Annotated in this window: 28 protein-coding genes; 21 read left to right on the top strand and 7 right to left on the bottom strand. The window is 69.6% G+C overall.

Annotated elements, in window-relative coordinates; genetic code table 11:
• Positions 1-25 precede the first annotated feature (25 nt).
• Genes ABZX12_RS14250 through ABZX12_RS14235 form a run of 4 tightly spaced genes read left to right on the top strand, consistent with a single transcriptional unit; the run spans position 26 to position 1928 of the window.
• Positions 26-496, top strand: coding sequence for a hypothetical protein (locus tag ABZX12_RS14250; protein ID WP_355693128.1), 471 nt, complete (start codon positions 26-28; stop codon positions 494-496).
• 9 nt (positions 497-505) lie between these two features.
• Positions 506-940, top strand: coding sequence for a VOC family protein (locus ABZX12_RS14245; RefSeq protein ID WP_355693127.1), 435 nt, complete (start codon positions 506-508; stop codon positions 938-940).
• 11 nt (positions 941-951) lie between these two features.
• Entirely contained in the window at positions 952-1719 is a 768-nt protein-coding gene (locus tag ABZX12_RS14240) for a phosphotransferase (protein WP_355693126.1), read from the top strand.
• A 44-nt stretch (positions 1720-1763) separates the two neighbouring features.
• Positions 1764-1928: a hypothetical protein gene (locus ABZX12_RS14235; protein ID WP_355693124.1), complete on the top strand. Its 165-nt coding sequence runs from the start codon at positions 1764-1766 to the stop codon at positions 1926-1928.
• 16 nt (positions 1929-1944) lie between these two features.
• Here ABZX12_RS14235 and ABZX12_RS14230 read toward each other — a convergent pair whose 3' ends face one another.
• Complete coding sequence (locus tag ABZX12_RS14230) at positions 1945-2136, bottom strand: hypothetical protein (RefSeq protein WP_355693122.1); 192 nt, start codon at positions 2134-2136, stop codon at positions 1945-1947.
• A gap of 42 nt (positions 2137-2178) precedes the next feature.
• Here ABZX12_RS14230 and ABZX12_RS14225 point away from each other — a divergent pair, with 42 nt between their 5' ends.
• Positions 2179-3030 carry an alpha/beta hydrolase gene (locus ABZX12_RS14225; protein WP_355693120.1) on the top strand — a complete coding sequence of 284 codons (852 nt, stop codon included), beginning with the start codon at positions 2179-2181 and terminating at the stop codon, positions 3028-3030.
• 3 nt (positions 3031-3033) lie between these two features.
• On the opposite strand, the gene ABZX12_RS14220 is transcribed toward ABZX12_RS14225, so the two are convergent.
• The gene (locus ABZX12_RS14220) at positions 3034-3372 is read right to left on the bottom strand and encodes a ClpX C4-type zinc finger protein (protein ID WP_355693118.1); all 339 of its coding nucleotides are present in this window, start codon (positions 3370-3372) and stop codon (positions 3034-3036) included.
• Between the two features lie 96 nt (positions 3373-3468).
• On the opposite strand from ABZX12_RS14220, the gene ABZX12_RS14215 reads away from it, so the two are divergent.
• Positions 3469-3891: a hypothetical protein gene (locus ABZX12_RS14215; RefSeq protein ID WP_355693117.1), complete on the top strand. Its 423-nt coding sequence runs from the start codon at positions 3469-3471 to the stop codon at positions 3889-3891.
• Here ABZX12_RS14215 and ABZX12_RS14210 read toward each other — a convergent pair.
• A complete protein-coding gene (locus ABZX12_RS14210) occupies positions 3888-4268 on the bottom strand; it encodes a VOC family protein (protein ID WP_355693115.1) in 381 nt (126 codons plus the stop codon). The genes ABZX12_RS14215 and ABZX12_RS14210 overlap by 4 nt on opposite strands.
• Before the next feature lie 67 nt (positions 4269-4335).
• On the opposite strand from ABZX12_RS14210, the gene ABZX12_RS14205 reads away from it, so the two are divergent.
• Positions 4336-4710: a hypothetical protein gene (locus ABZX12_RS14205; protein ID WP_355693114.1), complete on the top strand. Its 375-nt coding sequence runs from the start codon at positions 4336-4338 to the stop codon at positions 4708-4710.
• Between the two features lie 3 nt (positions 4711-4713).
• On the opposite strand, the gene ABZX12_RS14200 is transcribed toward ABZX12_RS14205, so the two are convergent.
• Positions 4714-5658, bottom strand: a complete 945-nt coding sequence (locus ABZX12_RS14200) for a phosphotransferase (protein ID WP_355693112.1) — start codon at positions 5656-5658, stop codon at positions 4714-4716.
• A gap of 20 nt (positions 5659-5678) precedes the next feature.
• Between ABZX12_RS14200 and ABZX12_RS14195 the strand changes: the two genes are divergently transcribed.
• Together ABZX12_RS14195 and ABZX12_RS14190 are read left to right on the top strand one after the other, a co-directional pair.
• A complete protein-coding gene (locus ABZX12_RS14195) occupies positions 5679-6521 on the top strand; it encodes a DUF72 domain-containing protein (RefSeq protein ID WP_355693110.1) in 843 nt (280 codons plus the stop codon).
• Between the two features lie 19 nt (positions 6522-6540).
• Complete coding sequence (locus tag ABZX12_RS14190) at positions 6541-6993, top strand: hypothetical protein (protein WP_355693108.1); 453 nt, start codon at positions 6541-6543, stop codon at positions 6991-6993.
• Between the two features lie 107 nt (positions 6994-7100).
• Here the strand turns inward: ABZX12_RS14190 and ABZX12_RS14185 are convergent, their stop codons facing one another.
• Positions 7101-7592, bottom strand: coding sequence for a methylated-DNA--[protein]-cysteine S-methyltransferase (locus ABZX12_RS14185; protein WP_355693106.1), 492 nt, complete (start codon positions 7590-7592; stop codon positions 7101-7103).
• 36 nt (positions 7593-7628) lie between these two features.
• On the bottom strand, positions 7629-8459 hold the full coding sequence (locus ABZX12_RS14180) for a carbon-nitrogen hydrolase family protein (protein ID WP_355693105.1): 831 nt from the start codon (positions 8457-8459) through the stop codon (positions 7629-7631).
• Between the two features lie 380 nt (positions 8460-8839).
• Here ABZX12_RS14180 and fgd point away from each other — a divergent pair, with 380 nt between their 5' ends.
• Genes fgd through ABZX12_RS14160 form a run of 4 tightly spaced genes read left to right on the top strand, consistent with a single transcriptional unit; the run spans position 8840 to position 11484 of the window.
• A complete protein-coding gene (fgd, locus tag ABZX12_RS14175; protein WP_355693103.1) occupies positions 8840-9844 on the top strand; it encodes a glucose-6-phosphate dehydrogenase (coenzyme-F420) in 1005 nt (334 codons plus the stop codon).
• Between the two features lie 10 nt (positions 9845-9854).
• Positions 9855-10430, top strand: coding sequence for a GNAT family N-acetyltransferase (locus tag ABZX12_RS14170; protein WP_355693102.1), 576 nt, complete (start codon positions 9855-9857; stop codon positions 10428-10430).
• Positions 10431-10489: 59 nt separating this feature from the next.
• Positions 10490-11074, top strand: coding sequence for a GNAT family N-acetyltransferase (locus ABZX12_RS14165; RefSeq protein WP_355693100.1), 585 nt, complete (start codon positions 10490-10492; stop codon positions 11072-11074).
• Positions 11075-11097: 23 nt separating this feature from the next.
• A complete protein-coding gene (locus ABZX12_RS14160; protein WP_355693098.1) occupies positions 11098-11484 on the top strand; it encodes a VOC family protein in 387 nt (128 codons plus the stop codon).
• A gap of 28 nt (positions 11485-11512) precedes the next feature.
• Here the strand turns inward: ABZX12_RS14160 and ABZX12_RS14155 are convergent, their stop codons facing one another.
• Positions 11513-12274 carry an IclR family transcriptional regulator gene (locus tag ABZX12_RS14155; protein WP_355693096.1) on the bottom strand — a complete coding sequence of 254 codons (762 nt, stop codon included), beginning with the start codon at positions 12272-12274 and terminating at the stop codon, positions 11513-11515.
• A gap of 112 nt (positions 12275-12386) precedes the next feature.
• Between ABZX12_RS14155 and ABZX12_RS14150 the strand changes: the two genes are divergently transcribed.
• The 8 genes from ABZX12_RS14150 to ABZX12_RS14115 all read left to right on the top strand — a co-directional run bounded on the left by ABZX12_RS14150 (position 12387) and on the right by ABZX12_RS14115 (position 18470).
• Entirely contained in the window at positions 12387-13580 is a 1194-nt protein-coding gene (locus ABZX12_RS14150) for an aldolase/citrate lyase family protein (RefSeq protein ID WP_355693094.1), read from the top strand.
• 21 nt (positions 13581-13601) lie between these two features.
• Positions 13602-13841, top strand: coding sequence for a thiamine-binding protein (locus tag ABZX12_RS14145; protein WP_355475302.1), 240 nt, complete (start codon positions 13602-13604; stop codon positions 13839-13841).
• Positions 13834-14250, top strand: a complete 417-nt coding sequence (locus ABZX12_RS14140; RefSeq protein ID WP_355693092.1) for a helix-turn-helix domain-containing protein — start codon at positions 13834-13836, stop codon at positions 14248-14250. Before ABZX12_RS14145 ends, ABZX12_RS14140 begins: the two co-directional genes overlap by 8 nt.
• A gap of 89 nt (positions 14251-14339) precedes the next feature.
• On the top strand, positions 14340-14834 hold the full coding sequence (gene uraD / locus ABZX12_RS14135) for a 2-oxo-4-hydroxy-4-carboxy-5-ureidoimidazoline decarboxylase (RefSeq protein WP_355693090.1): 495 nt from the start codon (positions 14340-14342) through the stop codon (positions 14832-14834).
• Positions 14831-15148, top strand: coding sequence for a hydroxyisourate hydrolase (gene uraH, locus ABZX12_RS14130; protein ID WP_355693088.1), 318 nt, complete (start codon positions 14831-14833; stop codon positions 15146-15148). The genes uraD and uraH overlap by 4 nt, the downstream gene beginning before the upstream one ends.
• 6 nt (positions 15149-15154) lie before the next feature.
• Positions 15155-16048 (top strand): factor-independent urate hydroxylase, encoded by an 894-nt coding sequence (pucL, locus tag ABZX12_RS14125; protein ID WP_355693087.1) that lies wholly within the window; start codon positions 15155-15157, stop codon positions 16046-16048.
• On the top strand, positions 16045-17388 hold the full coding sequence (locus tag ABZX12_RS14120; RefSeq protein WP_355693085.1) for an 8-oxoguanine deaminase: 1344 nt from the start codon (positions 16045-16047) through the stop codon (positions 17386-17388). Before pucL ends, ABZX12_RS14120 begins: the two co-directional genes overlap by 4 nt.
• A gap of 116 nt (positions 17389-17504) precedes the next feature.
• Entirely contained in the window at positions 17505-18470 is a 966-nt protein-coding gene (locus ABZX12_RS14115; protein ID WP_355693083.1) for a type IV toxin-antitoxin system AbiEi family antitoxin domain-containing protein, read from the top strand.
• The last annotated feature ends 32 nt before the right edge of the window (positions 18471-18502 follow it).

Raw genomic sequence — 18502 nt, 5'->3', positions numbered from 1 at the left:
GGCCCGGACCAATGATCTTGCCTTCGTGAGGGATGCCGTCGGGCGGTTGGAGGGCGCCGGCGTCAGGACCTGGTTGTTCGGCGGTTGGGCGTCGGAGCTGCTCGGGCTGAGTCGCCCGCGCGCGCACCAGGACCTCGACCTGCTGTATCCGGCTGACAACTTCGAGACTGTGGACGGATACCTGCGGAGCGGTGACGTGCGCGAGATCGTGGCCAAACGATTCCCGCACAAGCGAGCCTTCGAGGTCGACGGGATCAGGGTCGAGCTGTTCCTGGTGCAGCCGGGCCTGTACACCGACTTCTGGGGTGCTACGCGCCACACGTGGCCGGCCAACGTTTTCGACGTCGAGGCCGGCGGGTTACGGGTTGCCAGCGCGATGGCGTTGCTCGAGTTCCGCGACGCCTGGGAGGAGCTACGGCCGATGGTGGGTGGACGGATGGTGACTGCAGAGGAGTGGTTGGCAAACCAGATGACCGGTGGAGGCGGCACGTTTTAGGGTGGGTGTATGGCGTCGGTCAAGAAGTTTCAGGTCACCTTTGACTGTGCGGAGCCTGAGCGGGTTGGTCGGTTCTGGTGTGAGGTGTTGGGGTATGTCGCACCGCCGACGCCGGAAGGGTTCGCGTCCTGGGAGGAGTACGACCGGTCGCTGCCCGCCGAGCAGCAGGGGGCGTGGTTCGCGTGTGTCGATCCGACCGGGGAAGGGCCGCGGCTGTTCTTCCAGCGGGTTCCTGAGGGCAAGGTCGTGAAGAACCGCGTGCACCTCGACGTCCGCGTCGGCACCGGTCTCGTCGGTGAGGAGCGCCTCGCTGTGCTCGAGGCCGAGTGCCGGCGGCTCGAGGCGCTCGGCGCCGTCCGCGGGCAGCTGCTGCTGGCCGACGAGGAGAACGAGTCCTGCCAGAACATGCAAGATGTCGAAGGCAACGAATTCTGCCTCGACTGATCCCTGCACACGTGGAAGCTGAAGAGGTCCTGACCGGCGGGAACGTCGCCGACCGCGTCGTGCGGATCGGCGAGACGGTGCGGAAGCCGGCGCTCGGCCACACGGCCGGGGTCGAGGCGGTGCTCGAGCATCTGGCGGCGAAGCGGTTCGAAGGCGCGCCGCGGACGTTGGGGCGCGACGAGCAGGAGCGCCACGTCCTCGAGTACATCCCAGGTGTACTCGCGGACACGCTGCCGCCGTTCTCACTGGACGAGCTGCGTCGCGCCGGACGGCTGATCCGTGAGCTGCACGACGCCATGGACGACTTCGAACCGCCGTCGGACGCCGCCTGGCACCCGGCGGTACCGGACCCGGCCGGCGGCGAGCTGATCTGCCACGGCGACCTCGCCCCGTGGAACCTGGTCTGCAACGACGACCGCTGGGTCTTCATCGACTGGGACAACGCCGGGCCGTCGACGCGGTTGTGGGACCTCGGGTACGCCGCGCAGTCGCTCGTACCGCTGCTGCCGGGCGGCGACGTAGCGGTGGACGCCCCGCGATTGCGCGCGTTCGTGGACGGGTACGGGCTCGACCAGGAGCAGCGCCGGGTGTTCCCCGCGCAGGTTGCGGCCCGTACGCGCGGATCGTACGAACTGCTGGTCCGCGGCCACGAGACCGGTGAGCAACCGTGGGCCCAGCACTACGCGGACGGCCACGCCGACTTCTGGGGTCCGGCCGCCGACTATGTCGCCAGGCACCAGGACGCGTGGGTCGACGCGCTGCTCTCCAGCCCCGCGTAACACTCCCCGGGCGGCGCCCGATCTAGCGGGTAGGGGGTGGGGAAATGACAGTGCTGCGAACGTTGCTGGCAGTTTTCTTCGTTCTCGCCGGGCTCGGAGGCGTCGTCTCCGCGGTCCGCCAGGGCGAACTGTTCGACCTCGTCGTGGCGGTGGCCCTGTTCGCGACCGCGATCGCACTCTGGCCGCGCAAACATCAGAGCCAGGTCTAGCTTGCCGAGGGCAAGGTCAGCTGAGAGGTGACGGCCAGTCGGTCTCGGGCAGCAGAGCGCGGAGCGACGTCGTACGCCGGGGGCCGAGAACTACCTCGGTGTCGATGTTGGCCGGGTGGATCTGGCGGATGAACTCCCGGCAGCGGCCGCACGGCGGCACCACCTGCACCGGGCCGTCGCCGCGCCAGACGGCGACGATCGGCCGCACCGGTCGAACCACGGGATTTCGGCGCCGTGTGAGACTGCGGTGGTGGGTGAGTCGTACGTCGAGCTCAACGGTGTCCGGCACTGGGTGCGGGTGGTGGGTGATCTGCGTGGGCGGACGCCGGTTGTCGTGGTGCACGGCGGGCCCGGCGGATTCATCTATGACTTCGAGCGGCTGACGGGGCCTGGGCTCGAGCAGCTCGGGCCGGTTGTGTACTACGAGCAGCGCGGCTCCGGGCGCAGCGACGGCGACGGGCGGTACGCCGTACCGCTGCTCGTCGACGACCTGGAACAGTTGCGGCGGCATCTCGGCCTGCCGCGGATCGTGCTGCTCGGCATCTCGTTCGGCGGGGATCTCGCGGCCGAGTACACCGTCGCCTATCCGGATCGCGTTGCCGGCCTGATTCTTCAAGGCACCGCGCTGGCCGGGCCGCTCACACCGTCGCCTTGGGGATCCGGTTTCGAGGCGGTTGCCGCTGATGAAGAGATGCGGGCCGCGATCCGCGCCGCGGTCGCTGAGTCGGGTCCGGCCGCCGTCTGGGATGTCGTCGACCGGGAGACTCTCGACCGCTTCCTGTTCCGTCGGCCCGCGGCGGCGCGGCGGGTCCGCGAGCTGTGGGAGGAGAGCGGGCTGGTCAACACCGGCGAGATGGCGGCCGCGCTCGCCGCTGAACCGCCTCGGCGGGTGCCGCTCGTCGACGAGCTGGCCGCGCTGGAAGTGAGAGTGCTGGTGCTCGTCGGCTTCTGGGATCGCAACGCGGGCGTGGATGCGTGTCGTGACCTGGCCGCCCGGCTACCGCAGGCTCAGCTCCGCGTCTTCGGCGAGAGCGCCCATTTCCCGAACGTCGAGGAGTCTGACCGCTACCTGGCCGAGATCGCGGCGTTCACGGGAGTCTGACGGCTATTCCTCGCCGGAGAAGCGTTCCCAGGCTGACTGGCGGCTGATGCCGAGGGCTTCGCCGATGCGGGCCCAGGTGACGGATCGGGAGCGCAGCGTCTGTACGCGTTCCAGTACGGCGGCCTCGACCTGGCCGCGGGACTTGTCGAGCCGCGCGATGTCCGCAAGCAACTCCTCGTCGCTCTTGCCGTCGAGCGATGGGAGCGACGCTTGCTCGTCGATCACCTGCACGCACAGGTCGACGCACTCGTTGCAGATGAACACGCCGGGCCCGGCGATCAGTCGCTGCACCTCGTCCGCGACCTTCCCGCAGAACGAGCATCGCAGCACGTTGTCCGGCATACCGCGTCCTCCAGTCTGTCAGGATTGTCCTGACACGCATGTCAGGCTAGCCCTGACAAGCTGCTAGGGTCAACCGGGTCGGAGGAAGGGGCGGATGTGTTCGTCAGGTACCAGAGTCCGGCGCCGGATCGGCGCGGACGGCGGATCGGCGTCTTCGGGCTGGTGAACATGCTCGGTCAGCGCGGGTATCTGAGCGCCGAGGAGGAAGAGTTCCGCCGTACGACGAACGCCTGGTACGACGCGACGTACACGAACCCGTCGACCGTCGACCCCACCGTGTACGAGGCCAACCTGCAGGCGGCCGCGTGGTTCCGGGCGTCGGCCGCGCACCTCATGAAGCCGCTCCCGGGCTACCTGGCGATCCTCGCCGCCCACAACGTCCCGTGCGAACGCTACGAGTCACCCGCGCCAGGCCGGGTGCTCTACGAGGACGAACACCAGGTGGTCGTCGTCCCGCACGAACCCGAAGACCTCACCCACATCACCACCATGCTCTGGCTCCGCCCGAAGCCCGACTAGCCCGGAACCCAGCAGAGGCAGAATGGGTGGCCGGCCGGGTCGGCGTACGTCTGGACGCCGCGAGCGGCGGTCGGGTCGTCGGCCGGTTTGAGGAGGCGGGCGCCGAGCGTCAGGGCCCGGTTGTGAGCGGTGGTATGTGCGTCGACGCCCTCGAAGTACAGGTCGAGGTGGATCTGCTGTGGCGAACCGTCCGGCCAGTCCGGTGGTACGTGATCGGGCGCGTGCTGGACGCCGAGCGCCCACCCGCCGTCGACCCAGATCGCGTGCCAGCGGTCGCTCCACCTGTCGACGGTGCCGCCGAGAAAGGCGGCCCAGAAGCTGCTCTCCGCTTCGATGTCGGCCGCGTCGAAGACGATCATCCGGTGCTTGATGTCCATCGGCGCAGTCTGGTGTACCCGCCGGGGTGAGGTGAAGTGGGGCGGTGGATCACTTACCGTGATCCTCATGGCGTTTGCGGCGAAGGGGAGCAAGGGGGAGTCGTTCCTTGCGGTGGTGGTCGGCGGTGGGACGGCGTTCGGGTTGGTGGTGGTGACTTCGCGGGCGTGGAAGGCGTGTCAGGTGGACATCGCCGGCAGCGTGCCGAACGGGCTGACGCTGCTCTTCCTCGGTGTGCCGATCGCGTTGATCGTCAATCTGGTGCTGTTCACCGTCGTCTTCCGGTACGCCGGGAAGGCGTTCCTGTTCTCGCTGATCGCCGCGGCCATCGCGATCGCGATCGCCGACCTCGCCCTGTTCTCGTGGCAAGGCACCCCCGCCGCCTCACCCGGTACCTGCCCGGGCAACGTCCCGCCCTGGTGGCCGGAATGGATCCCGACCTGACGGTCACCCGGCCAACCGCGACAGTGCGGCCGCGCGTTCGGGATCGCCGATATGGGCGGCCGTCGGGAACAACCGGGCCCAGGAGCCGGCGCGGGTCAGCTGGCTGAGCCGGCGGGCGAGCTCGGCGGCGCGGCGCAGGTCGGGCATCGAGTGACCGTCCGTCCACCGCTCCAGATAAGCGTCCTCCAACCGAGCGACGACCTCCGGGCCGTGGTCGTCAGCCGCACGATCGAGCGCGACCAGCAGACTGCAGAACGGGTGCCCCACATTCGCGTCACCCCAGTCGAAGAACGTGTACCGCCCGGACCCGGCAACCAGAATCTGACCGTCATGCAGATCCGCATGATCCAGTGAATCCGGTACGCCGAGACCCGCAAGCTCCTCGCACCACGCGACCAGCCGTGGCCGGAACCGCCGCAACCGTTCCCGCTCCACCGCATCCAGGGCCCCGTTCCCGGCGACGGCCTCGTCGAAGATCGACGGCAGCAGCGATACCCGAGCATCGGGTACGCCGAGACCCAGCAACGCCTCCGCCCGCGGCACGAGGGCCCGCTGCAACTCGGCGTACTGCGTCAACGCCTCCTCCCACTCGCGCGGCCCGATCTCCAGGGTGCGAAGCAGCGGCCCGCCGGACGGCAGCAGCGACCAGCCCCGGGTGGCGTCGACCGCGTACGGCGTCAGCACGTGGGACGGCACCCATCGGGACAGCGCCTCGCCGAGCCCGGCCTCGAACGCGCTCCCGGGCGACGCGGCCTTGAACCAGACGGGTTCCTCCGCCTCGACCCGGACGAGCACCGACCACGGCCGAACCCGGACCCGCCGCGGACCTGTCTCGCGAACGCCGGCCTCGTCGAGTTGCGCGTCCAGCCAGCCGAGCGCGGCTGCCCGCCACGCCGGGTCCTCCCAAGGCGTCACTGCGTCCGGATACGCGCCGCGGTCGATCTGCATGCGGGGACCATAATCGAGGGATGACGCGCTGGCCGGACTCGCCGTACCGAGTGGGGATCTCGGGCTGGCGCTATGCACCCTGGCGGAAGGTCTACTACCCCGACGGGCTGCCGCAGCGCGCCGAGCTCGAGTACGCGTCCTCCCGGTTGAACTCGATCGAGCTCAACGGTTCCTTCTACGCCCTCCAGCGCCCGACGTCGTACCAGCGCTGGTACGACGAGACGCCCGACGGGTTCGTGTTCTCGGTCAAGGGGCCGCGCTTCGTCACGCATCTGAAGCGCCTGGCCGACGTGGACGCGCCGCTGGCGAACTTCTTCGCGTCCGGTGTGCTTGCGCTCGGCAACAAACTCGGACCGGTGCTGTGGCAGCTGCCGCCCAACTTCCAGTACGACGCGGAGCGCTGCGCCGGCTTCTTCGAGCAGCTGCCGCGCAGCACCGTCGAGGCGGCCGAAGTCGCGAAGCGCCACGACGAACGGATGGAAGGCCGTGCGCTGCTCGAGGCTACCGTCGACCAGCCGATCCGGTACGCGCTCGAAGTGCGGCACGACAGCTTCAAGACCAAGGAGTTCGTCGAGCTCTGCCGGGAGCACGACATCGCGGTCGTCTGTGCCGACACCGCGGGCAAGTGGCCGATGTTCGGCGACGTCACCGCGGATTTCGCCTACGCCCGGCTGCACGGCGCCGAGGAGCTCTACGTCAGCGGATACGACGACAAGTCCCTCGGTCGCTGGGCGCGGAAGGTCCGGTCCTGGAAATGTGACACCTACGTGTACTTCGACAACGACGTCAAGGTGCACGCCCCGTACGACGCGGAGCGCCTGGCCGGAAAGCTCGGAATCACTTCGGCCGACACCGAAGCATGACGGCCTTAGCGTCGGCCGTATGACACAGAACCCCGGAGAACTCGTCGAGCAGGCCGTCGAGCGATGCCTCCACCTCGTGGTGACCTGGCCGGCCTGGGACGGCGTGCCGCGCACGTCCGACGACGGTCGCACGTTCACGCCGCACAAGGCGGTACGCCGGATCGCCGATCACCTGGTCGATCACCTGGCAGAGGTCGAGGCGCTGCTGGCCGGCGTGCCGACGCAGCCCGACGAGTGGCACGCGAGCGCGCTCACGTCCGCCGCCGACCTCGCGCCGTTCACCGAGGACGACGTCCGGGAGGCCGAACAGCGGCTGCAGCGACTCGGGCGGACGTTCGCACTGCGGTACGCCGCCCTCGACCCGGCCGAGTGGGACAAGGACCGCAGCCCCAACTGGACGCTCCGCGAGATCGCCGAGCACCTCACCGAACTCGACTGGTACGCGGCTCAGGTCGGCGATCTGAGCCGATAGCGCGGACGCCCGTCACTCACCAACCACGCCGCGCCGCGGCCCGACACGCTCGTCGCCGGCCTGCCGCCGTCGCTTCGCCGGGGTTGGTGAGTGGCTGAGGTCCGCCTTCAGAACAGGCGGGCGCCCACCGGCCGCTCCAGGTCGAGCAGGAACTGCTTGCGCTTCAGCCCGCCCGCGTAGCCGGTCAGCGATCCGTTCTTCCCGATCACCCGGTGGCACGGCACGACGATCGACAGCGGGTTCTGCCCGACCGCCTTGCCGACCGCCTGCGCCGTCTCGCCGAGCCGCGCCGCGATCTCGCCGTACGTCGTGGTCTCGCCGTACGGGATTTCCTCGAGCACGGCCCACACCCGCCGCTGGAACGCATCTCCCTCGGGCCGGACCGGCAGGTCGAAGGAAACCCGCGATCCGGACAAGTACGACTCCAGTTGCTCGACGACGAGCGCGATGAGCGGGTCGGACGCCTCGACCCGCTCACCCAGCGTCTGCGCCGCCGGCTTCACCCAGTGGTGCGGAAAATAGATTCCGAGCAGTTCCGCCTCCGACACCACCACCGTGAGGTCCCCGATCCGGGTGCTGACCACCGCATGCCTGTTCATACGGACAGAACGCGTCAGCACCCGGACCTGTGAGGGCTACGAGCTGACGCGGTCCCGGGTCCGGCGACGGAAGTCGCGGCCGACGGTGGTGAATTCGTCGGTGTGCAGCTCAGCGATCGCGACCGACGGCGTGCCGTCCTCCGCGCACTGCGCCAGCCATTGGCCGCGGGGACCGGCTATCCCGGACGTCAGGTCGGTGTCCGGGTTGGCCGTGGCCGCGAGGCTCACCCAGAAGGTGTTGTTCGCGGCGGCCCCGCGGACCTGCACTCCGATGTGCGCGTTCACGCCCTCGTTGTTCGCGTACGACACGAGGACGACGTCGGCGCCGAGCCGGTCGTACTCGGTGAACAGCTCCGGGAACAGCACGTCCAGCCCGAGCGCGAGCCCGAAGCGGACACCGTCCACCTCGAACGTCACCGCTTCCTTGCCGGCGGAGTACATCCAGGTGACCTTCGTCGTGGACAGCATCCGCTCGTCGTACCGGGCGACCAGCTTCCCGTGGTCGGACACGACGTACATGCTGTTGTGCGGACGGGCGCCGGGCAGTTGGTGGACCGACGGGATCACGGTCCAGATCCCGAGCTCGCGGGAGAGCGCGACGATCTGGTCGAGCTCGTCCTGCAGGGCGGCCCAGTCGGCCCGGGACCAGTCGGACGGGCCGATCTCGTCCGGGCCGAGCGACGACATCACCCGCTTGCTCGGGAAGCAGATCGCTCCTTCACCGAAGTGCACCAGGCGGGCGCCCGCCTTGGCGGCCTGCCGCATCAGCGCTCGGACCTCGTCGCCGCTCTCCCGGAGCAGGGCGGCGTTCGTCGGGTCTTCGCGGACCGTCGACTGGGCGACGGCGATGCGTGGGAATTCCGGCATGTCTGGTTCTCCTCGAGGAGTCGGACGGAAGTGCCGGAGGGCAGCCGTGTAGGACTCGCCGGTCTTCGCGGCGCGGGCTCGAACCCGTTGTTTGAGATTCCTGTGCGCTGTCATCTGGCCTTCCACGCACTCGCACGCGATCCCCCAGCGATCCCGTCGAGGCGGATGACCAGGACGAGCGGCCCGAGACAGGAAGTCCCTTTGCCTTCTCACGGTGACCGAGCTGGGGCCGGTCGACGAAGGTGAGGCGCGGGCCGCGCCGGACCCACATCCTTCCCGACCCCGGCGGCCGGAGTCAATCAGGCCCGCCGGGCGGCATAAAGTCGGACCTGGGCGCGGTTGTCTTCCGGAGTACGCGCAGACGACGTTGGGAGCAGAGGGTGAGCATTCGGGTCGGGTACAAGGCTTCGGCGGAGCAGTTCGGGCCGCGGGATCTGGTGGAGTACTCCGTGCGGGCCGAGGAACTCGGGCTCGACAGTGTGACCGTTTCGGACCACTTCCTGCCGTGGCGGCACGAGGGCGGCCACGCGCCGTTCGCGCTCGCCTGGCTGGCGGCGGTCGGCGAGCGGACCAATAGGGTGCTGCTCGGTACGTCGGTGCTGACGCCGACGTTCCGCTACAACCCGGCGGTCATCGCGCAGGCGTTCGCGACCCTCGGCGTGCTGTACCCGGGGCGGGTCATGCTCGGCGTCGGCAGCGGCGAAGCGCTCAACGAGATCGCGGTGTCGGGTATGGAATGGCCCGAGTTCAAGGAGCGGTTCGCCCGGCTCCGGGAGTCCGTGCAGCTGATCCGCGACCTGTGGACGAAGGACGGTGTCAGCTCCGACGGGCCGTACTACAAGACCGTCGACGCGTTCATCTACGACCGCCCCGAGACGCCGTTGAAGGTCTACGTCGCCGCAGGTGGCCCCCTGGTCGCGCGGTACGCCGGGCGCGCCGGTGACGGGTTCATCGCGACGTCCGGCAAGGGCATGGACCTGTACACCGAGCAGCTGATGCCCGCCGTCCGGGAAGGCGCCGAGAAGGCCGGGAAGAAGTTCGAGGACGTCGACCGGATGCTCGAGGTGAAGATCTCCTACGACCGCGACCCGGCGCAGGCGTTGGAGAACACCCGGTTCTGGGCGCCGCTGTCGCTGACCGCCGAGCAGAAGCACAGCGTGACGAGCGCGACCGAAATGGAGCGGCTGGCCGACGAGCTGCCGATCGAGCAGGTCGCCAAGCGCTGGATCGTGGCGTCGGACCCGGAGGAGGCGGTGAAGCAGCTCCAGCCGTACGCCGACGCCGGCTTCAACCACTTCGTCGTCCACGGTCCGGGCAACGACCAGGAGCGTTTCCTCACCCAGTTCACCGAGGATGTCCTTCCGCTGCTGCGCAAACTGGGCTGACAATCGCTGGGTGGGTGACTACGAGATCGTCCAGGACAACGACCCGCGGTGCGCCGAGCTCGAAGCGGCCGGCTACCGCGTGGTCGCCGAGTCCTGGGCGGTACGGCTGTTCGACCCGGATCGTGAGCTGCTGGAGTCCGCCGTACTCCGGGCCACCGCGGGCGGGCTCACGATCCGCGAGCTCGGCGCCGAGTCCGCGGAGGAGTTGCACGCGCTGGAGAAGTCCAACGAGCCGGACTATCCGTACACGCCCGCGACGCACCGCGTGGTCGGCGAGTTGGCCGAGACCCGAGCGCTCTGGCCGGAGCACCGGGTGTTCGGCGCCTTCGACGGCAACCGGCTGGTCGGCGCGACGGTGATCCGCGCGAAGGACGGCTTCGGGGACACGCGGTTCACGTCGGTGCTTTCCACGCACCGCCGCCGCGGCGTCGCGCAGGCCGTGAAAGCCGCCTCGATCCTCGCCCTCCTCGACGTCGGCATCACCCGCTTCAGCACCGGCGGAGCCGCCGCCAACCAGGCCAGCCTCCAGGCCAACCAGTCCCTCGGCTACGAACTCACCGAACGCTGGCGCACCTACGCCCCCTGAAGGGGCCCCGGCCAGCGGGTGGTGCCGCGGGCGGCGGGTGGGCGGAATAGCATCTCGGGATGCCTCTGCTTGTGGGATCGGTGTTGTCTCGGGGGACTTTGCGGGATGTGGCGCAGCCGCGGTTGGCGGTGGGGGGCGGGTTGTTGTTGCGGCCTTGGCAGGAGAGGGATGCCGACGTCGTACGGACGGCGTTCGGATGTCCTGACATTCAGCGGTGGCATGTCCGGCGGCTCGACACGCTCGAGGAGGCTGGAGAGTGGGTCGGACAGTGGGCTGATCACTGGGACGCGGAGACGGCGGCGAGTTGGGCGGTCGTCGGTCACGACGATGAGCCGCTCGGGCAGGTCGGGTTGCGGGACATCTCGCTCGCGCAGGGGTCGGCGGCGCTGTCCTACTGGGTGACCCCGGCGGCTCGTGGGCGGGGCGTCGCCGCGGGAGCGGTCGACTCGCTGTCCGCCTGGGCGTTCGGGCAGGCGGGATTCAATCGGCTGAACATCCACCACTCCACCGCGAACACCGCGTCATGCAGGGTCGCGACGAACGCCGGCTACCAGCTCGAAGGCACCCTGCGGCAGGCGATCATGCACGCGGACGGCTGGCACGACTGGCACCTTCACGGCCGGCTGCGCACCGACAGCCGATAGCTCGACATGCGTACTGTCTGGGAATGCGGACCCCTCAGCAGTACCTGCGTGGTGAGTTGGTTGTCGTGATCGACGTGGCCGAGCTGGAGCGCGCGGCGGTCTTCTGGAGTGAGGTGCTCGGCTACGTCCGTGAAGGGCAGTCGGAGATCTATCTCAGCCTGGTGCCCGCCGACGGCGCCGGCGTGGAGATCCTGTTGCAGCGAGTCACCGACACGAAGCTCGGCAAGAACCGCCTCCACCTCGACCTCCGCACCGCCGACCTGGACGCCGAGGTCGCCCGAGTCCTCGCGCTGGGCGCCCGACGCCTCACCGAGGAGCCGGTGAACGAGGCAGGGTGGGTCTGGCACGTGCTGGCCGACCCGGACGGAAACGAGTTCTGTGTCCTGCAGCCGCCGTCGCACCGCGGGTAGCACTGCGGGTAGCCCTGCGGCGGGGCTGTCAGTGGAGGTCTTCGGACAGGGACTTGGCGGCTTGCGTGAGGAGCGGGATGGCGCGTTCCACCAGCGGCTCGGTCATGCGGCCGGCGGGGCCGGAGATGGAGATGGCCAGCGGGGAGGGTGCGTCGGGCACCGCCACCGCCACGCACCGGACGCCGACCTCCTGCTCGCCTTCGTCCATCGCATAGCCGTCGCCGGCCGCCTGGTGGAGTTGGGTGGTGAACGCGTCGGGGGACGTGATGGTGTTGTCGGTGTGCTGTGGCATGCCGGTGCGGTGCAGGAGCTCGCGGACCTCGGCATCGGGGTACTGCGCGAGGATCGCCTTGCCGACCGCCGTGCAGTGCGGGAGGACGCGGCGGCCGACCTCGGTGAACATCCGCATCGAGTGCCGCGACGGGACCTGCGCCAGGTAGACGATCTGGTCGCCGTCGAGCATCGCCATGTTCGCGGACTCGCCGAGCTCGTCGACGAGCCGCGCGAGATGCGGCCGGGCGAACACACTCAGCATGTGCGACGAACTCTCCCCGAGCCGGATCAGCTTCGGCCCGAGCACGTACTGCCGCGACGGTTCCTGGCGCAGGTAGCCGAGGTCGACCAGGGTGCGCACCAGCCGGTGGATCGTCGGCAGCGGCAGCCCGGAGGCCGTGGCCAGCTGCGACAGGCCCATCATCCCGCCCGCGTCGGCCATCGTCTCGAGCAGCCCGAAGGCGCGCTCGATCGACTGCACGCTGCCGGTCCGGCCCTTGCCGTTCGTCTCCGCCATGACACCCACCTTTCCGGATCACGGAAGTTTAGCGCCAGATCCCGGAAGGTCGAACGGTTGCATCTTCCGCAAAGTAGATATTAGTCTCCACAATACGGAAAAGGAGGCTGCAGTGGACGACCTGATGGCCGAGCTCGACCGACGCCTGGCGGCTGCCGACGCCGCGCTGGCCGCCGACTACCGCGGTGATCGCGGGGTCCGGCAGCCGATCCACACCGTGTACGTCCCGGCCGACCGGTACGACGTACGCACAGTGGACGACTGGGGTGCGCAGGCCCGTGCGGCTCTCGACAGGTACGCAGCCTCGGCCGCCGACCTCGCGAAGATCGTCGCGGCCGACCTGACCGACGAGGTGTACGACCGGGTCCGCGCCAAGCTCGAGCGGGAGCCGATCGAGGACCTCCGCATCGACTTCGAGGACGGCTACGGCAACCGGCCGGACGGCGAGGAGGACGCCGCGGCGATCGCCGCCGCCGAAGCTCTCGCGGCCGGCCCGCGGACGCCGTACCACGGGCTGCGGATCAAGTCGTTGGAAGCGCCAACGAGACGACGCGGAGTCCGTACGCTCGACCTGTTCCTCGAGCACCTCGGGGCGGTCGGCGACGGCTTCGTCGTCACGCTCCCGAAGGTGACCTCGGTCGAGCAGGTCGAGGCGATGGTGCTCGTCCTCGAGACGCTCGAGCAGAAGTACGGCGTACGGCGGCTGAACTTCGAGATCCAGGTCGAGACCCCGCAGGCGATCCTCGGCGCGGACGGTACCGCGCTGATCACCCGGATGATCAAGGCCGGCGGCGAGCGCGTCACCGGGCTGCACTACGGCACGTACGACTACTCCGCTTCGCTCGGCGTCGCCGCGGCGTACCAGAGCATGGAGCACCCGGTCGCCGATCACGCGAAGGACGTGATGCAGCTGGCCGCGGCCGGTACTGGCGTCTTCGTGTCCGACGGCTCGACCAACGTCCTGCCGGTCGGCGACGCGGTCCACGACGCGTTGCGGCTGCATTTCCGGCTGGTACGGCGTTCGCTCGCGCGCGGCATCTACCAGGGCTGGGACATGCATCCCGCCCAGCTCCCGACCCGCTTCGCGGCGACGTACCTCTTCTACCGGGAGGGGTACGACGAGGCCGCGCAGCGCCTGCGGGCGTACCTGGGTGACGGCGAGTCGGGTTACCTCGACGAGCCGGCAACGGCGGCCGCGCTCGCCGGGTTCGTGCTGCGCGGCATCGAGTGCGGCGCGATCGAGACGACCGAGTTCGACACCGCGGCCCTGGCTCGACTCGCCCGCCGGGCGGTGCCCGAGGGTTAGGGCATGTCCTAGCCTCGCACCATGCGACTGGTTGCGGAGTTCACCACGGAACCGTTCGACGTGGACGGTTCGCCGCCCGCGCACGCCACCGAGGCGCTGCGTGCGGCAGAGGAGGCCGGGCTCGACTGCGAGTTCGGCCCGCTCGGTACGCAGGTCAGCGGCGAGCAGCACCTGTTGCTGCCCGCACTCCCGAAGGTTCTCGAGGCGGCGTTCGCCGGCGGCGCGAGCCAGGTGACCTTGCAGGTACGGCGCGATGCCTGAGCAGCATCCCCTGGTCGAGGCGATCACGCCGCTGGTGGAGCGGCTGAACGCCGAGCTGATCGCACCGGCGGACGCCCGGGACGACGACATCCCGCTGCGATGGGAAGGGGAGGCGGTGGTCGCCGTCAGGCTGCCGAAACCCGCCGACGGCGGCACTGCGGCTGCCGTGGCCGGTACGGGCGCCGGAACAAGCGCAGGTGGTGCCGGCGGTGTGCAGGGCCTGCTGGCAGAGGTTGCTGACGAGTTGGGCAGTCCGCTGCGCGACCTGTCCCGGCATGACAAGCAGCAGGCCGTTCTGTTGCTGGAGGCGCGCGGCGCGTTCGAGTACCGCAAGTCGGCCGAAATCGTCGCCGAGGCGCTCGGCGTCACCCGCTTCACCGTCTACAACTACTTGAACCGCGCCCGCTGATTTTCAACAAACTGTTGACGACTGGCGGAGTGGGTGTCACGCTCTCGTCATACGGAAAGTCGATTTCGGGATTCGAGAAGGTGTGATCCGTGGACCTGGAGGAGTTCAACTCCACTGCGGCCGACCGGCTCCGGCCGGGGCTGGCAGCCTGCTGCGACGTGCCCCGCTGGGTCGACGCGATCCTGGCCAAGCGGCCGTACGGCGATCGCGCGGCGCTGACCGCGGTCGCCGACCAGTTGCTCCGTGAGCTCGACGACAACGAGGTCGATCGCGCGCTCCAGGCGCACCCACGGATCGGTGACCGCCCGCAGGGCGCGAGCGCCGAGGCCAACTGGTCGCGGAACGAGCAGTCCGGTGTCGGCGCGGACCCGGCGGTCCGGCAGAAACTTGCCGAGGGCAACCGTCAGTACGAGGAGCGGTTCGGCCGGGTGTTCCTGATCTGTGCGACCGGGCTGTCGGCGGCGCAGATGCTGGACAGCCTGCGGACCCGTCTCACGCACGACGACGCGACCGAGGCAGCCGTCGTCCACGAGGAACTGCGCAAGATCGCGCTGCTCCGGTTGAACAAGGTGGTGGAGGCATGAGTTCGCTCAGCACGCACGTCCTCGACACCGCGCTGGGTCGACCGGCGCAGAACGTCGAGGTCCGGCTCTACCGCGACGACGTCCTCGTGGCCGGCGGCACCACGGACGCCGACGGCCGGATCGCCGAGTTGCAACCGAAGCTCGAGCCGGGCACGTACCGGCTCTGGTTCGACGTCGCGGCGTACGCGAAGGCCACGGGCCAGGACAGCTTCTTTCCCGAGGTCTCCGTGACCTTCACGGTCGCCGACGAGCGGCACTACCACGTCCCGTTGCTGCTCAGCCCGTTCGCGTTTTCCACCTACCGAGGGAGCTGACCTCCGATGGCCATCCACCTGGGCGCCAACCAGTACGGCAAAGCCGAGAACCGCGTCGTCCGCGTCTACCGCGACACGCCCCGGCACCAGATCCGCGACCTGAACGTGTCGACATCGCTCCGCGGCAGCTTCGAGGCGGCGCACACGACCGGCGACCAGTCCGACGTACTGCCGACCGACACGCAGAAGAACACCGCGTTCGCCTTCGCCAAGGAGAAGGGGATCGGGGCGATCGAGGACTACGCGCTGACGCTCGGCGCGCATTTCCTGGATGCGTCGCCGGCCGCGGAGGGCGCCCGGATCGAGGTCGAGGAGTACGCCTGGGAGCGCATCGACGACCACGACCACGCGTTCGTCCGGGCCGGCACCGGCGTACGGAACACCGTCGTCAACGTCGAGGGCCGGGGTGCGCAGCGCACGGCGTACGTCGTCTCCGGGATCAGCGATCTCGTCGTCCTGAAGTCGACCGGGTCGGAATTCCACGGGTTCCTCAAGGACAAGTACACGACGCTGCAGGAAACCGACGACCGGATCCTGGCGACGTCGCTGGTCGCGCGCTGGCGCTACGACCACACCGACGTCGACTGGGACAAGTCGTACGACGGCATCAAGAGGCTGCTGCTCGAGCGGTTCGCGAACATTCACAGCCTGGCCTTGCAGCAGACGCTCTACGGCATGGGTTCCGCGGTGCTGGAGGCGCATCCGGAAGTTGCCGAGATCAAGTTCTCGGCGCCGAACAAGCACCACTTCCTGGTCGACCTGTCGCCGTTCGGTGTCGAGAACCCCGGTGAGGTTTTCATCGCCGCGGACCGCCCGTACGGCCTGATCGAGGCCTCGGTGACTCGCGACGACGCCGGCGACGCCGGGTCCGCCTGGCTTGCGACACCGGGTTTCTGTTGAGCAGGACCGTGATCGAGGGCGCCTACCTGGCGACCCTCGATCCGGCCCGGCGCGAGTTCGTCGGCCACGTGGTTGCCGAGGGCAATCGCCTGGTCGCGGTCGGGCCGGGGCCTGCGCCGTCGTACGACGATGCTCGCGTCGTGGACGGGCGCGGCTGCCTGGTGACGCCGGGGTTCGTGAACACGCATCAGCACCTGTACCAGTGGGTGACGCGCGGGCTCGCCGCGGACGCGACGCTCTTCGAGTGGCTGACGACGCTGTACCCGGTCTGGGCCCGGATCTCCGAGGAGACCGTGTACGTCGCGGCGCGGGCGGCGCTCGCCCAGCTCGCGCGGACCGGCTGCACGACCGTGGCCGATCACCACTACGTCTTCCCGCGCGACGGCGGCGACCTGCTCGCGGCCGAGATCGCCGCCGCGGGTGAGGTCGGGCTGCGGTTCCACCCCGCGCGCGGCTCGATGGACCGCGGTCAGAAGGACGGCGGGCTGCCGCCGGATTCCGTGGTCGAGAACCGCGACGAGATCCTCGCCGCGACCGAGGCCGCGATCGACCGCTGGCACGACTCGTCAGCCGACTCGATGTTGCAGATCGTGGTCGCGCCGTGCTCGCCGTTCAGCGTGACCGGTGAACTGATGCGCGAGTCGGCCGAGCTGGCGCGGCGTCGCGGCGTACGGATGCACACGCACCTCGCCGAGACCACCGACGAGACTTCGTGGTGCCAGGAAACGTACGGCTGCAGGCCCTTGCAGTACGCCGCCCAGCTCGGGTGGACCGGTCCGGACGTGTGGTTCGCGCACGGCATCCACTTCGACGACGCGGAGATCAAGCACCTCGGCGGCACCGGCACCGGCGTCGCCCACTGCCCCAGCTCCAACGCCCGCCTCGGCGCCGGCATCGCCCGCGCCGCAGACCTCCGCGCCGCCGGATCGCCCGTCGGCCTCGGCGTCGACGGTGCCGCCAGCAACGAATCCGGCAGCCTGGTGGAGGAACTGCGGCACGCGCTCCTGTTCGCCCGCGCCCGCGGCGGCCCACAAGCCCTGACCGTCCGCGCCGCACTGGAGATGGCGACCCTGGACGGCGCCCGCATCCTCGGCCGCTCCGCCGATATCGGCTCCCTGGAGCCCGGCAAACTTGCCGACCTCGCCGTCTGGAACCTCACCACCCTCCCCCACACCGGCATCCCCGACCCCGTCGCCGCTCTGGCCCTCTCCACACCCCCACCGCTCACCCTCCTCCTCGCCAACGGCCGCCCCGTCGTCGAACACGACGTGCTCCTCACCGCCGACGAACCCACCCTGGCCAGCGAGGTAGCTCGCACCCAAGCCCGGCTGCTGGGGTGAGTGGACAAGCGCCGGGGTCGGGCAACAAGAAATAGCCTGTCTGGCGACCCCGGGGCTTATCCACAGATGCGCGATCGGACGTCCGGGCGTGGTGCGAGACGTGCACCTTCTTGGGCGTGAACAGACGACTGGAAGTGATCGCGGCCGAGCGGGGCGGGTGGTTCACGCGCCCGGACGCGGTCGCCGCGGGGTACAGCGACAGCGAGTTGCGGCAGCGGGTGCGTAGCGGGCAATGGCTCCGATTGAGCTTCAATTCGTACGTCGACCCGCGCGACTGGCCGGCCGACGAGCCGCCGTGGGAGCGCGCGATCCGGCTGCACCTGCTGAACGTGCGGATGGCGAGCGCGCGGCTCGGTGACGTCGTCGTGAGCCATCAGTCCGCGGCCGTGCTCCACGGTCTGCCTGTCTGGGGGACCGATCTGGCGAGGGCGCACTTCACTCGCGTCGCGTCAGGCCGCGCCCGGACCGGTCGAGGGATCCGGATACACCGTGGAACGCCTGCCGTTGACGAGCTCGTGGAGGTCGGCGGTCTGCGGCTCACGAGCGTCGATCGGGCGATCGTCGAGACCACTTGTACGACTTCGTACGAGGTCGGCGTGGTCCTCGCGGACGCCGCGCTCCGAATGCGGCTCACCACCCCGGAGCGGCTGGCCGGCGTCGTACGACGGCATCGGCGCCGGCACGGCTCTCCGGCCGCGACGGCCGCCGCACAGTTCGCGAACGCCTTGAGCGAGTCGGTCGGGGAATCGCGCCTGCGCGTGCTGCTGGCGAACCACGGTCTGCCGGCACCGCAGCTGCAGGTGGAGATCCGGGATGCCTTCGGCCGGCTGATCGGGCGGGTCGACTTCCTGCTCGCGGGCGTGCTCGTCATCGAGTTCGACGGCGCGCTGAAGTACGGCAACACCGCGGACGTCGTCCTTGCGGAGAAGTGGCGCGAGGACCGCCTCCGCGAACACGGGTACGGCGTGTTCCGCGTCTGCTGGGCCGACCTCGACCACCCACGCGACACGGCCGCCCGGATCTGGCAAGCGCTGAAGAGACACACGGCGGGGTCAGGGAACAAGCAATTGCTTGTTCCCTGAGCCGAGCAGGTGTCGTCCGATCCGCTAGAGCT

It is taken from the genome of Kribbella sp. NPDC003505 (genome assembly GCF_040610875.1).
Taxonomy (GTDB): domain Bacteria; phylum Actinomycetota; class Actinomycetes; order Propionibacteriales; family Kribbellaceae; genus Kribbella.
This window is presented reverse-complemented; position numbering and strand designations above follow the sequence as displayed.